The organism is Pseudomonas sp. Root401 (genome assembly GCF_001425105.1).
Lineage (GTDB): Bacteria > Pseudomonadota > Gammaproteobacteria > Pseudomonadales > Pseudomonadaceae > Aquipseudomonas > Aquipseudomonas brassicacearum.
In genome coordinates this window covers 204,428-217,506 of the sequence record NZ_LMDO01000023.1, presented here as the reverse complement: position 1 = coordinate 217,506, position 13,079 = coordinate 204,428, and the positions used below count along the sequence as shown (strand labels likewise).

Genomic DNA, 13,079 nt, shown 5'->3' with positions numbered 1-13,079 from the left:
CTAACCGGTAAAAAACCTTCTTCTTTCGTGTGAATCGCGTAAAGGCCCACGCCACGGGGCTTTGCGGGTATTGGCACGGCTTTCGCTAACTCGTATGGCACGTCTTCCAATAAAACAACATCAACTGGACGAGCCCGATGAACATCTCTGCTTTCAAAATCGCGAACAAATTGATCACTGGAAAAGGCGCTATCGAGCAGCTTTCGGCTGAGCTGACTCGCCTTGATGTCCAAAACCCGCTGATCGTCACCGACGTCATTCTGTTGAAGTCCGGCACTGTTGAGCTGGCGCTGGCGCAGCTGGGCGGTCGCCGTTACGGCATTTTCGATCAGGTCAAACCTGAGCCGGAAATTGCCATCGTCGAGGACTGCACCCGTGCCTATCGCGAGGGCAGCCACGACGGCTTGATTGCTGTGGGCGGTGGTAGTGCTATCGATATCGCCAAGGGTGTCGCGGCGTATACCGGTCATGGAGGTCCGCTGACCGAACTGTTTGGTGTCGACCTGGTGAAACGTAAAGGCCCTGCGTTGATTGCTATCCCGACGACCGCTGGCACGGGTTCGGAGGTTACCAACGTAGCGATTTTTTCTGACAAGCAAGCGCAGTTGAAGAAAGGCATTGTCAGCGACTACCTACTACCCGACGTGGCGCTGGTTTGCCCGACCATGACACTGACCTGCCCACGCAGTGTGACGGCAGCCAGTGGTGTCGACGCGCTGGTGCATGCGGTCGAGTCCTATCTTTCGCTCAACGCTTCGCTAATCACGGATGCCATCGCGTTGGGCGCTATCAAACTGATCGCCAAGGCGCTGCCGAAGGCTTATGCCAATCCATCCAACCTGCAAGCTCGGGAAGACATGGCCACCGGCAGCCTGATGGCCGGCATGGCATTCGGCAACGCAGGGGTAGGCGCAGTGCATGCGCTCGCATACCCATTGGGCGGGCGTTTCAATATTGCCCACGGTGTCAGCAACGCATTGCTGCTGCCGTACGTGATGGAATGGAACAAGACCGCCTGTGTCGAGCGTTTCCGTGATATCGCCGAAGCCATGGGCGTGCGTGTCGCGCACCTGAGCGACAAGGATGCCGCGGATCAGGCTGTCAAAGCCATGGCCGATCTATGCGCCACTGTGGATATTCCATCCGGCATACGCAGTTTCAACGTGCCTGAAGAAGCTATCCCGGCAATGGCCGAGGAGGCCAGCCAGATCGACCGTTTGATGCGCAACAATCCGCGCAAGCTGACAGCAGCCGATATCGAGAAAATCTATCGCGCCGCCTATTGATCCCGATAAGCCACGACTCCCGTCCTGCGGGTGCGTGCGCCCGCCATTACAAGACCAATAAAACAGGTGAACTCAATGTCCGACACTACTGTGCAGCGGAGCGAAAGCCCGTACATCCCGCTGGGTCCTTTCAAGGTTCGGTTGCCGTTTATTCACTACAAGATCGAAATCCCGGACTATCTCCAAGGCTTGCTGATGTGCGCCGTGGATCTGGCCGCCATTCCGCTGATGACCGAACTGCTCGGCATGCCATTTGAAGTCGCGCTTGCCGTCGTGATGCTCAACGGCTTGCTTTACCTCGCGCACCATTTGCTTGGTGACCCGACCGTGCCTGGCTGGATCACCCCGGCGGTGCCGCTGTTGATGGCTTACTGTGCCCAATTCCCAATGGGCCCGGAGCGTGTCCACGCCTTGATTGCCTTCCAGTTGATGCTGGGGATCTTTTCAATTGCCCTGGGGGCGACCGGAATGGCGAAGAAGGTGGTGGAATATGTGCCTTCGGCGATCAAATCCGGGATTATCGTCGGTGCCGGCTTGAGTGCCGTGATCGCGGTATTCCAGGTTGGCGGTAAATTCAATGTACTGCCCTGGACCATTTCCATTGCGGTCGGCATTGCCTTCTATTTGATCTTCTCCCAGCACTTCAACGAGCTCAAGCAACGCAACCGCTTCTGGTGGAACTTCGCCAAGCTCGGCATCTTGCCAATCATTCTGTTGGCAGTGGTGATTGCACCGCTGTTTGGTGAAGCGTCGTGGCCAACTATTCAGTGGGGCATCAGCAAACCGGATTTTTCCGGCCTGTGGAGCAACTACACCGTATTCGGCCTGGGCATGCCGCCGCTCTCCATGTTCATCTCCGCGCTGCCGACCATGTTGGCGGCATACATCATTGTTTTCGGCGATGTGCTCAGTGCGAAATCGCTCCTCGATGAAGCTGAAACCGTCCGCACGGATGAAGTCGTCGACTACAACGCCGATCGTGCTCACCTGATCTTCGGCGCGCGTAACGCATTCATGAGCATCTTTGGCCCGGATGTCGCGATGTGCGGCCCAAAATGGGCGGCGATGCTGGTGGTGGTGATCGAACGTTTCAAAGGTGGGCCGAAGGCGATGAAATCGATCATCGGCGGTGTCGGGTCGTTCCGTTGGGGGACCAACACCGGTCTGCTGCTGTTGCCCGTAGTGACTCTGGTGCAGCCGATTCTCGGTGTTGCGCTGTCGCTGACCTTGCTGATCCAGGGTTATGTAAGCGTGCGTCTGGGCATCCTTGAAGCGCGTAGCCAGCGCGACCTGGGTATCGCCGGCGTGATCGGCGCGGTACTGGCAATCAAAGGGGCTAGCTGGGCATTCGGAATTGGCGTTGTGTTGTGCTTGCTGATCTACGGCAAAAACTTCTTCAAGGGCGAGGTGGATGGAACATTTGCCAAGGACCTGAAGATAGCGCCTAACAAACCAGCCAAAGCTGCTGAGCCGACCACGGCCATTAAGCAGGGAGTGGAAGAGGCTATGGCTGATTGATCGGTCTAGACGCTCAATAGCGTGATTGCCCGTTTAGACGCTTGATCATTGAGCGCGCACTTCTATTCGATATTTTGCATGTCCTGACTGGTACGGATACAAGGCGCATTCGTTGTGCGCCTTAATCATAACTGCAACTAAAAAAAGGAAAAAGATGGTTCTCGATGAGTCAAGTTGGGACAATGATCATAGCCCTTGCTATCCCGGCGGCTTGCACTACGCGGATGACAAGATCGACGCGTTCCTGCAAGGGTCCACGCAATATGATGCGCTTGGCCACCTCTGGTACGGCGGAAAAATATGGAACGGGTACGATGCACGAACAACTGTGGGCGGCCTCGACAAGGCCAGTGTTGCGCCTATCGGCGAACGAGGAGTAGTTGGGCGCGGAGTGTTACTGGATATGGCGCGGCATCGTGGCAAGCGCATGTTGGATAAGGGAGAGACATTCACTCATATGGATCTTGAGGCATGCGCAGAGGCTCAGGGCCATACGATCGAGCCGCACGACATCCTGATTATCAGGACTAACTTCCTTCAAGCTTTCTATGAAGAGGGCGAGGCGTTTTATGACGGTTTCTGTGAGCCAGGCCTTACGTATTCGGAGGAGCTTGTTCAATGGTTCCATGATAAGGAAATTCCAAATCTTGTCACCGACACCATTGCCAACGAAGTAACGACAGACCCAGTGTCAGGGGTCGCGCTGCCTTTGCACTGTGCTTTGATGCGTAATCTCGGTATCGCCTTTACAGAGATCTGTGATTTGGAAAAACTGGCTGAAAGTTGCGCTAAAGATAGGCAATATACTTTTCTTTATGTGGCTGCACCGCTTAAAGTGCATCGCGCTACCGGATCACCGGTTAACCCGGTAGTAATCAAATAGTCATTTGTGCTGAGGCAGGCTTACTCCTGCCTCAGCATAAGTTAAGCACACTGCTTTAAGCCGTTCGCATCAAAAAAATGCTCAGCATAGGCGGGGAGGAGGGTAACGCCAAAACTCAAACGGAGTATCAGGTACGAAATCCCTGTTTTATTTGTTTGATTTAAGTTCGTTGTAGAACTCGCGCGCCATTTCGTCGGAGACTTCCATGTTCTGCCGAAACTTACTGGGGCGCAAAGCATGGTCCTCATTGTACGTGGCATCTATTCCGGAGCCGAAAGCTTCGTCTTTCTGAATCATTGTGTTTAGCGCTTTAACCAATGCGCTGTCGCTAGTGGCAATTTTATGCGCGCCTACGTAACCATCCACGAGCGTTTCGGCGTATCCATGAATCTCGCAGTTATCATAATGGTAGAGCTTCATGATGCAGGCAAATGAATGAGCGAAAGATTTTTTGGCGCCGTTTGGCAACGCCGAGTTACAGCCATAAATTTTTATCTTCCCGGCAAAATTTTTATTCAACGAGACTCCATCTTTTAAAATTTTAGCTAGGGCAAAGGCAGTGATGGATTCGCTGCTAGCAGAGACTTCCTTGGATAATTCAATGCTTCCAGGAGCGCAATGGCCGAAAATGTAGATGACCTCGTCAGGGCCTATGCAGCTCTGCAAACGCTCTTTAAGCCTTTTTTTTGAAGGCCCATCGAAAGTGAAGAATTCATAGTCGGCCAGGTCGGTCCTTTCGGTGTTGGCTTCAATCTTTGAGCGCCTGGCTTTCCGCCAGTTTTCCCTCGTATTGACCCATTGCTTGGACTGTCCTGAAAATGGACATATCACGATTCGTGAGTGTTTAGGGGTGTTGTCGTCGTTGCCATCATCACACATAGCGCTGGCTCCACGCGAAGGATCTCCTTGTCGAAGAGATTCTAGTCAAGCCTGTGGATTGGCAGCTATTGATGCTTAAGCGTTCTGGTCTTTCGAGCTGAGGGGGAGATAGGAGGCAGACGGCTCAGGCGAAGGAGTAAACATCTACCCATATCTCGTTTAACATAATATACATTACACGTAACAATATATTTCAGATTCTGCCTGGTTACCCTATGCAGCCATTCTCAAACGACTGCCACAATGCCTAGCTTTTTCAGGCGCGACGCCAGCGTTGTGGGCTTGATTCCCAGAAGCTCGGCAGCCCCGTCCTTGCCGAACAACTTGCCACCGCAGGCAGACATTGCCGCGCACAAGTTATCCCGTTCGAGCGCACGCAACTCCTGCTCGGTCATTATTCGCGGATTGACCTCGACCACATCGACCTGGCTGGACGCCGCTGCATTGGGCAAGTCGATGTTCAATTCCGCGCCGGTTGCGGTAATCAACGCACGCTCGATGACATTCTGCAGTTCGCGGATATTGCCCGGCCAGTCATAGGCCTGCAGGCGTGCCATGTCACCCTTGCTCAAGCGGTGTCCGGGCATATTCAAGCGCGCGCCGATAAGCTGGAGAAAATGCGAGGCCAGCAAGGGAATATCGGAGCGACGCTCACGCAAACCCGGCGAATGGACAGGAAAGACATTCAGCCGGAAAAACAGGTCTTCGCGAAAACGCTTGGATTGAACTTCAGCGCGCAAATCACGATTGGTGGCCGCAATGATGCGCACATCGACACTGCGGGTACGTTCTTCGCCCACCCGTTCGAATTGTCCCTCCTGAAGCACGCGTAACAGTTTGCTCTGCAGCTCCAGGGGAATCTCGCCAATCTCATCGAGAAACAAGGTTCCACCGTTGGCCAATTCGAAACGGCCAATCCGGTCACGCACGGCGCCGGTGAACGCGCCACGCAAATGGCCAAAAAACTCGCTTTCGAACAACTCCGCCGGAATCGCCGCGCAATTGACCCGAATCAGCGGTTGATCCCGACGCTTGCTGGCCTGGTGAATGGCCCGGGCGATCAGTTCTTTACCCGTGCCGGAGTCACCATGGATCAGTACGTTGGCGTCGGTCGGACCGACCACGTCTATCTGCCGTACGATCTTCAGAATCGGTTCGCTCTGACCGACGATGTCGCGGTAGTTGTGTTCGATATGAATCTCTTCCTGCAGATAGGCGTTCTGCTCTTCGAGCCGCTGCTTCAGCGCCTGTAGTTCAGCCAGGGCGTTTTGCAGTTGCAACTCTGTCGTGCGCCGCTCTGTGATGTCGCGAAACACCACCACAGCTCCGACGATCCGGCTATCGCTGATCACCGGCGTGCTGGTGAACTCGACTGCAAAGCAGCTGCCATCGCGCCGCCAGAACACCTCCTGCCGCCCCTCGTGCACCAGGCCGTCATGTACCGCTTTGTAGATCGGACAGTCTTCTACCGGATAGTGACTGCCATCGGCATGGGTATGGTGGTGGATACGGTGGATGTTTTTACCGATCATCTCTTCGGGGGCCCAGCCCAGCATGCGGGCGCCGGCGGGATTGACGAAGGTGGCCAGCCCTTCACTGTCGATGCTGTAGATACCGTCCCCCACCGAACTGAGTAGCAACTGCTTATCTCGTTCAGTTTCCTGGAACAAGTTCATGATGTTGCGCCACTCAATGAGGCCGCCCCGCATGGTGCGCTCGGTTTCCGCCTGGTCGCGCTGGTAGCGTTGCTTGCTCTGTTCCCGCAGCACCAGAATCAGCTGCTGCTCACCTTTGACGCTGAGAACCGTGGCGGATATTTCGAGCTCGATACGCTCGCCGCTCTTGCAGTTGCAACTGAGCTCGTCGGTCCAGCCGCGGCCCTTGTCCATCACAGCCTGAGTAAAGACGATCAAGTCCGCCAACTGATGGCCAAACAGCTTGCTGACGGGCAGCTCCAGCAGCTCCTGACGGGGGTAGCCCAACAGCTGGCACGTGGCAATGTTCAAGTCCCCGAACCGGTCGCCATAAGGGTTGAGCAAGGCAATGGCTTCGGCGCAATGCTCGAACACCATATGACGAGAGGAATAGGCCAGATCGGCCCAGCCGTTGAGGAAGTCGGTATCGCTCATGCCTACGAAATCTCGTAACGATCAGGTGTCGAAAAAAGGTATTTATACGGAAGTTCGTAATATCTCGATAGGATCAGATCGCTCTAAAAAAGCCATACCAGATACCGAGTAGGACACCTTCCGTGGTGTCTGGCCTGCACAGGCGCCCCGCCACTCCAGCCATACGAACTCTCGTTAAATCCACTACGAATAATCGTATTTCTACGTAATTACGTAGCTTCTCCGCCGGCCCCGCGTGATCTCCCACAGACCTTGGATAAATAAAATATCTATATTTTTCATATAGATAAAAGCATCTTCAGCTTGCGTTCAAATATTGGCACGTCCTTCGCTCTATGCCTTGCAACGATCAGCCGATCCCGGCCATCGATAACAGCAACCATAACGGAGACGACGACATGCCAAACGTGGAAATTGCCTATTACCAAGACGGCGACTTTCTGGTCAATTACGAAGAGAAAGTCTTCGAGGATGTCAAAGCCGAACCGGGCGAAAAAGCCCTGCTGACCTTCCACACCATCGCCTTCGAAGGCTCCATCGGCCTGGTCAACATGCTGCAAGCCAAACGCCTGCTGCGCAAAGGCTTCGAAACCAAAATCCTGCTCTACGGACCCGGCGTACAACTGGGCGTACAGCGAGGCTTTCCGACCCTCGGCGCCGAAGCCTTCCCTGGCCATTTGGCCGTCAACAACCAGATCAAGGCGTTCATGGCCGAAGGCGGTGAGGTGTACGCCTGTCGCTTCGCCTTGCAAGCCCTGTATGGCCAGACCGAAAAAGGCCTGATCGAAGGTATCCGCCCAATCAACCCGTTGGACGTGATGGACCTGCGCCTGCTGATGCGCCGTGAAGGCGCAATGATCATCGATACCTGGACGGCGTAATAGCGGCATACGAGTTCGTGCAAGGAGCCTGATTGGCCTGCGATGACGACCTCGAGCGCGTCATCGCAGGCACCGAAAGCTCAGTCGACCACCCTGACAGGAACCCCTGACATGCCTACCATCCGCGCCGCCGCCGTCCAGTTCAGTCCGGTGCTGTATTCCCGTGACGCCACGGTGGCCAAGCTCTGCAACACGCTCCTGGACTTGGGTCGCAATGGCGTTCAGTTCGCTGTGTTCCCGGAAACCGTCGTTCCTTACTACCCCTATTTCTCTTTCGTCCAGCCGCCCTTCGCGATGGGCAAAGAACACCTGCAGCTGCTTGAACAATCGGTCACCGTACCGTCCGATGCGACACGGCAACTGGGCGAAGCCTGCCGCGAAGCCGGAATCGTCGCCTGCATCGGCGTCAACGAACGCGATGGCGGAACGATCTACAACGCCCAATTGCTGTTCGATGCCGACGGTACGCTGATCCAGCATCGCCGCAAAATCACGCCCACTTACCACGAACGGATGGTCTGGGGCCAAGGTGACGGCTCGGGTCTGCGCGCCACTGACAGCGCCGTCGGCCGCATTGGTGCACTCGCCTGCTGGGAACATTACAACCCGCTGGCGCGCTATGCGCTGATGGCCGATGGCGAACAAATTCACGCGGCGATGTTCCCAGGCTCGCTGGTCGGGCAGATCTTCGCCGACCAGATTGAAGTCACCATCCGCCACCACGCCCTGGAATCCGGATGCTTCGTGGTCAATGCCACGGCGTGGCTGGACGCCGAACAACAGGCCCGGATCATGGCTGACACCGGTTGCGCCATCGAGCCTATTTCCGGTGGCTGCTTCACCGCCATCGTCTCGCCGGAAGGCAAATTGCTCGGTGAGCCGCTGCGAAGTGGTGAAGGCGTGGTGATTGCCGACCTCGACTTCAACCTGATCAATAAACGCAAGCGAATGATGGACTCGGTGGGCCATTACAGCCGCCCCGAACTGCTCAGCCTGCTGATTGATCGGCGCCCCGCTGCTCACCTGCACGAGCGGCACGAAAGCTTCGAGGGGCAGGCCCATGAATAACCTGATCGCCTCCTCATCTCGCAGCGATCTGCTGGCAGAACTGCAATGTCACGGCGTTCGCTGGCAAGGCGCTGATGGCCTGTCACGCAAAGGCGGTGCCGGCCCTTCGGACCACAAGGCATTGAGCCTGGGCGAATACACCGCCATGGTGCCGATGCTCAATCACGCCTCACTGGACTCGCCCTACTCCGCCATCCCGGATGCGGCTGGCGGCCAGGCGCTGATCTTTCGCGAAGGTCTTCAAGTCGGCCAGGTGCAGTTGCCCGGGGTGCCGAACTTTTATGGCTTGAGTACCGAAGACGGTACGCCTTACTGGAAGATTGCCACCCTGCACAGCAAGGACGTGCTGGCGACGACGATTCTGCAGCACTGCATCCGCATGAACGAGGCCGTCACCTCCTGCCAGTTTTGCGCCATCGGCCAGTCTCTGGCGGCGGGTAAAACCATCGCTCGCAAGCGCCCGGCACAGCTTGCTCAAGTCGCCAAGGCCGCTGTGGAACTGGACGGCGTCAAGCACATGGTGATGACCACCGGCACCCCGCAGACGTCCGACCGCGGCGCCGCCATCCTCTGTGAATCCGCCGCGGCCGTGACCGCCGTCGTCGACCTGCCGATCCAGGCCCAGTGCGAGCCGCCGGACGATGATGCCTGGTTCCAGCGCCTCAAGAATAGCGGCGTGGTCTCGCTGGGCATGCACTTGGAGGCGGTCACCGACGCCGTGCGTCAACGCATCATGCCGGGCAAGGCCGAAGTGCCGCTGGAGCGTTATTTCAGTGCTTTCGATGCCGCCGTCCAGGTGTTCGGTCGCGGCCAGGTCAGCACCTACATTCTCGCCGGCCTGGGCGACAGCGAAGACGCCATTGCGCAGATGAGTGAACGGCTGGCCAGCGTCGGCGTGTACCCCTTCGTCGTGCCGTTCGTGCCCATCGACGGCACGCCTCTGGCCCATCACCCCAAGCCCGACAGTGCCTTCATGCAACGGCTCTATCCGCGCATCGGCGCGAGCCTGCGCAAGCATGGTCTGCACTCGGCCAACATCAACGCCGGCTGCGCCAAATGCGGCGCCTGCTCGGCCCTGAAACACCACGAGTAACGGGAGTACACGCCATGGCCGAACATGCCTTTGCCCTGATCGACGGCACCTTTGCCGACTTTCTCGCCGATGACCTGCTGGTCAAGCCCGCTGCCGATGCCTGGGAGCGCCAGGATTATTACGCCTTGCGCCGTGCCGTGTTCTCCGATGAGCAGCAGTTGCTGGCTCAGGACAAAGACGAAAAAGATTTTCAGGCGATCCCGATTGTGGCCGTGGCGCATCACTGCGGCATGCCCGAGCACGTGATCGGCGCAGTGCGCATCTACGAAACCGAACCGGGTGTCTGGTATGGCGGGCGCCTGTGTGTCGAGCGGGCCTATCGCCGTCACGGGATGATCGGCAAGGCGCTGGTCAACGAAGCCGTGTCGCGTGCCATCGATCTCGGCTGCCGGACCTTCCTGGCGACTGTGCAACAAGCCAACGAGAGCTATTTCCACAGCCTGCACTGGCAAACGTTACAGCCCATCGACCTGCTCGGTCACCCGCATTGCCTGATGCAAGCACAACTGGATCGCTATCCCTTCATGCCCCGGCAAGTTGCGCTATTGCCACGCAAGGTGCGTCGTCATGACTAACCCGATACTCGCGCCAACACCGCTGCAAGGCATGCTCGCAAGGCTGCGTGACACGCCAGCAATGCACGCCAAGCAAGCGATCCAGAACCCGGCGCGGGCACTACCGATGCACGCGGCCAGCCGTGACGATCTTTATGCGTTGCCGGGCGACGACACGGCGGCCATCCGCTGCGGTGGCCAGTACCAACTGCTCGCCATCGAGGGCATGATCCCGGCCTTTGTCGAACAGGCTCCGTGGTTCGCCGGCTGGTCGGCCGTCATGGCCAACGTCAGTGACATCACCGCCATGGGCGGTCGCGCCAGCGCAGTGGTCAATGCCTATTGGCACCATGACAGCCAGGCCGCCGACCGTGTGCTGGCCGGTATCCGTGACGCCTGCGAGGCCTATGGCCTGATCATGGCCGGCGGTCACACCAGCCAGGCACCGGGCAATCCCACGGCACTGGCGGTGGCGATCACTGGCTGGGCACGCAATTTACTCTCGACCCTGCACGTCGAACCGGGCCAGGTCATCGCCATGGCCGTGGACCTCGACGGTCAATGGCACGGCAATGCGCCTTATTGGAAAGCCTTCGAAAACGTCCCCGGCACCCGCCTGCAAGAAAAACTCGAAGTCATCCCGCGCCTGGCCGAAGCCGGCCTGCTACTGGCCGCCAAGGACATCAGTAATGCCGGGATTCTCGGCACGTTACTGATGCTGCTGGAGCCCACCCGCTGTGGCGCGCGGATTGACCTGGACGCCCTGCCCCTACCCGCCGACGCGGCGATGGAGCGCTGGCTGCAGACCTTCCCCAGCTATGGCTTCCTGCTCACTCTGGACCGCAAGGATCTGGCTACCGTCGAGGCCGCGTTTGCCTTTGAAGGCGTGCACTGCGCGTGCATCGGCGAAGTCGATGACAGCGCCCGACTACGCGTCAGCCAGGGCCATGAACACCACGAGTTCTGGAACCTGGCCGATCAGGCTTTTACCGGATTCAGCTACCCCGAATTTCTTCATTCCGTCGTTTCAAAGGAACACTGACATGCCCGCCGTCAATATTCGCCTGCGCTGGCCCGATGGCCAGGAAAGCAACGCCTACTCACCGTCGACCACCATCTACGAGCACCTCGAAGAAGGCCGTTCCTACGTCATGGCCGAGTTTCTGCGACGGGCAGAAACCGGTCTGAACGCGGCCTCGGAGCGAGTCAAGCAGGTCAAGGGCTTCTACTGCAGCTCGGCCATGGACAGCCTGGGTGGCCTGCGCTTGATGGCCCGTGCCTTCGCCGATCCGGACGCGCGGGTTGAAGTATTGGAAATCAAGAACCAGGGAGCCGGCAAGGTTCACTACTCAGGCTTCGGCGACATCTGACCGTCCGGTTTATACCTCAAGAGGATTTCAACATGACTCACTACAAAGCAATCGTCGTCGGCGGCGGTCAGGCTGGACTTTCAGCCAGCTACTACCTGCAACAACAGGACATCGATCACCTGATCCTGGAAAAGCACACGTTGACACACACCTGGCGCACCCAGCGTTGGGATGCCTTTTGCCTGGTGACGCCAAACTGGCAGTGCGCCCTGCCAGGTCACCCCTATACGGGGGATGATCCCCATGGCTTCATGAAAAAAGATCAAATCATCAAGTACCTTGACGGCTTTATCGCCAAGGTCAACGCGCCGGTCAAAGAAGGCGTCGCCGTACAGCGCATGACCGCACGCCCCGAGGGCGGTTACCTGCTCAGTACCTCGGCGGGTGACTTCACGGCCGATCAGGTGATTGTCGCCAGCGGCGGCTATCACACCCCGATCATCCCGCGTCTTGCCGAACGCTTGTCGGCCGAGATCACCCAGATTCACTCCGAGCAATACCGTAGCCCACACGCCCTGCCCGAAGGCGCCGTGCTCGTGGTCGGCTCCGGGCAGTCCGGTGCGCAGATCGCCGAAGACCTGCACCTGGCCGGACGCAAGGTGTTCCTGGCCGTCGGCGATGCACCGCGTTGCGCACGTTTCTATCGCGGTAAGGATGTGGTCGACTGGCTGGCAGAGATGGGTTACTACGACATCGGCGTCGACACCCATCCGCTGCGCGAAGGCGTGCGCGACAACACCAACCACTACGTCACCGGGCGTGACGGCGGTCGCGATATCGACTTGCGCCGTTTTGCCAGCGAAGGCATGGAACTGTTCGGACGACTGGATAGCCTGGACGGCACCACACTGAAATTTGCCACTGACCTTGGGGCCAACCTGGATGCCGCCGATGCGGTGTACAACCGCATCAACGCCAGTATCGACAAATACATTGCCGAACACGCCATCGATGCACCGGTCGGCACGCCTTACGCCCCGCTCTGGGTGCCGCAAGCCGAAAGAAGTGAACTGGACCTGACGGGCAGCGGCATCACCAGCATCATCTGGTGCATCGGTTTCCAGCCTGATTTCAGTTGGGTCGATGTACCGGTTTTCAACGGCCGCAGCTACCCCGGCCATACCCGCGGCGTCACCGCTCGACAAGGTTTGTATTTCCTGGGTCTTCCGTGGCTGCACACCTGGGGGTCCGGTCGGTTCTCGGGGGTCGCCCGGGACGCGCAATACGTGGTGGAACATTTGGCCGCGGCGCAACGATGCAGTCCTGGGCAGTAGGATGAAGAGGCAGTGTAGATAATCTGGACATCTCGGCTTGGTGGACATGGTTGAGCGTGATATCCGTAAGGCGTGCCTATACGGTTGATTTTCTGAGCTCTATACAGCAGATTGTTGCCATGAAGAACTACAGTTTCCCCTGCA

11 protein-coding genes and 1 pseudogene are annotated in these 13,079 nt (G+C 57.7%); 10 read left to right on the top strand and 2 right to left on the bottom strand.

The window, feature by feature from the left end; translation table 11 throughout:
- Positions 1-137 precede the first annotated feature (137 nt).
- From ASC85_RS18035 to ASC85_RS18025, 3 genes and pseudogenes are all read left to right on the top strand, one after another.
- Positions 138-1,286, top strand: a complete 1,149-nt coding sequence (locus ASC85_RS18035) for an iron-containing alcohol dehydrogenase (RefSeq protein WP_057450747.1) — start codon at positions 138-140, stop codon at positions 1,284-1,286.
- Positions 1,287-1,361: 75 nt separating this feature from the next.
- On the top strand, positions 1,362-2,804 hold the full coding sequence (locus ASC85_RS18030) for a hypothetical protein (protein WP_057450746.1): 1,443 nt from the start codon (positions 1,362-1,364) through the stop codon (positions 2,802-2,804).
- Positions 2,805-2,964: 160 nt separating this feature from the next.
- Positions 2,965-3,687: pseudogene (locus ASC85_RS18025) on the top strand (cyclase family protein); the annotation flags it as partial.
- A 147-nt stretch (positions 3,688-3,834) separates the two neighbouring features.
- On the opposite strand, the gene ASC85_RS18020 reads toward ASC85_RS18025, so the two are convergent.
- Together ASC85_RS18020 and ASC85_RS18015 are read right to left on the bottom strand one after the other, a co-directional pair.
- Positions 3,835-4,566 carry a hypothetical protein gene (locus ASC85_RS18020; RefSeq protein ID WP_057450745.1) on the bottom strand — a complete coding sequence of 244 codons (732 nt, stop codon included), beginning with the start codon at positions 4,564-4,566 and terminating at the stop codon, positions 3,835-3,837.
- A gap of 227 nt (positions 4,567-4,793) precedes the next feature.
- Positions 4,794-6,695, bottom strand: coding sequence for a sigma 54-interacting transcriptional regulator (locus tag ASC85_RS18015; RefSeq protein ID WP_057450744.1), 1,902 nt, complete (start codon positions 6,693-6,695; stop codon positions 4,794-4,796).
- Between the two features lie 398 nt (positions 6,696-7,093).
- Between ASC85_RS18015 and ASC85_RS18010 the strand changes: the two genes are divergently transcribed.
- From ASC85_RS18010 to ASC85_RS17980, 7 genes are all read left to right on the top strand, one after another.
- Complete coding sequence (locus ASC85_RS18010) at positions 7,094-7,576, top strand: MSMEG_0572/Sll0783 family nitrogen starvation response protein (RefSeq protein WP_057450851.1); 483 nt, start codon at positions 7,094-7,096, stop codon at positions 7,574-7,576.
- A gap of 111 nt (positions 7,577-7,687) precedes the next feature.
- The gene (locus tag ASC85_RS18005; protein WP_057450743.1) at positions 7,688-8,644 is read left to right on the top strand and encodes a Nit6803 family nitrilase; all 957 of its coding nucleotides are present in this window, start codon (positions 7,688-7,690) and stop codon (positions 8,642-8,644) included.
- Positions 8,637-9,737 carry an MSMEG_0568 family radical SAM protein gene (locus ASC85_RS18000; RefSeq protein ID WP_057450742.1) on the top strand — a complete coding sequence of 367 codons (1,101 nt, stop codon included), beginning with the start codon at positions 8,637-8,639 and terminating at the stop codon, positions 9,735-9,737. The genes ASC85_RS18005 and ASC85_RS18000 overlap by 8 nt, the downstream gene beginning before the upstream one ends.
- Positions 9,738-9,751: 14 nt before the next feature.
- Positions 9,752-10,312, top strand: coding sequence for an MSMEG_0567/Sll0786 family nitrogen starvation N-acetyltransferase (locus tag ASC85_RS17995; RefSeq protein ID WP_057450741.1), 561 nt, complete (start codon positions 9,752-9,754; stop codon positions 10,310-10,312).
- Positions 10,305-11,333, top strand: coding sequence for a sll0787 family AIR synthase-like protein (locus ASC85_RS17990; RefSeq protein WP_057450740.1), 1,029 nt, complete (start codon positions 10,305-10,307; stop codon positions 11,331-11,333). The genes ASC85_RS17995 and ASC85_RS17990 overlap by 8 nt, the downstream gene beginning before the upstream one ends.
- A 1-nt stretch (position 11,334) precedes the next feature.
- Entirely contained in the window at positions 11,335-11,661 is a 327-nt protein-coding gene (locus tag ASC85_RS17985; protein ID WP_057450739.1) for an MSMEG_0570 family nitrogen starvation response protein, read from the top strand.
- Positions 11,662-11,693: 32 nt separating this feature from the next.
- On the top strand, positions 11,694-12,935 hold the full coding sequence (locus tag ASC85_RS17980) for an MSMEG_0569 family flavin-dependent oxidoreductase (RefSeq protein WP_057450738.1): 1,242 nt from the start codon (positions 11,694-11,696) through the stop codon (positions 12,933-12,935).
- The last annotated feature ends 144 nt before the right edge of the window (positions 12,936-13,079 follow it).

Bases quoted from the DNA above. Each gene is read 5' to 3' on its own strand.
- ASC85_RS18035 (WP_057450747.1), top strand. From the start codon at position 138: ATGAACATCTCTGCTTTCAAAATCGCGAACAAATTGATCACTGGAAAA.
- ASC85_RS18030 (WP_057450746.1), top strand. From the start codon at position 1,362: ATGTCCGACACTACTGTGCAGCGGAGCGAAAGCCCGTACATCCCGCTG.
- ASC85_RS18020 (WP_057450745.1), bottom strand. From the start codon at position 4,566: ATGTGTGATGATGGCAACGACGACAACACCCCTAAACACTCACGAATC.
- ASC85_RS18015 (WP_057450744.1), bottom strand. From the start codon at position 6,695: ATGAGCGATACCGACTTCCTCAACGGCTGGGCCGATCTGGCCTATTCC.
- ASC85_RS18010 (WP_057450851.1), top strand. From the start codon at position 7,094: ATGCCAAACGTGGAAATTGCCTATTACCAAGACGGCGACTTTCTGGTC.
- ASC85_RS18005 (WP_057450743.1), top strand. From the start codon at position 7,688: ATGCCTACCATCCGCGCCGCCGCCGTCCAGTTCAGTCCGGTGCTGTAT.
- ASC85_RS18000 (WP_057450742.1), top strand. From the start codon at position 8,637: ATGAATAACCTGATCGCCTCCTCATCTCGCAGCGATCTGCTGGCAGAA.
- ASC85_RS17995 (WP_057450741.1), top strand. From the start codon at position 9,752: ATGGCCGAACATGCCTTTGCCCTGATCGACGGCACCTTTGCCGACTTT.
- ASC85_RS17990 (WP_057450740.1), top strand. From the start codon at position 10,305: ATGACTAACCCGATACTCGCGCCAACACCGCTGCAAGGCATGCTCGCA.
- ASC85_RS17985 (WP_057450739.1), top strand. From the start codon at position 11,335: ATGCCCGCCGTCAATATTCGCCTGCGCTGGCCCGATGGCCAGGAAAGC.
- ASC85_RS17980 (WP_057450738.1), top strand. From the start codon at position 11,694: ATGACTCACTACAAAGCAATCGTCGTCGGCGGCGGTCAGGCTGGACTT.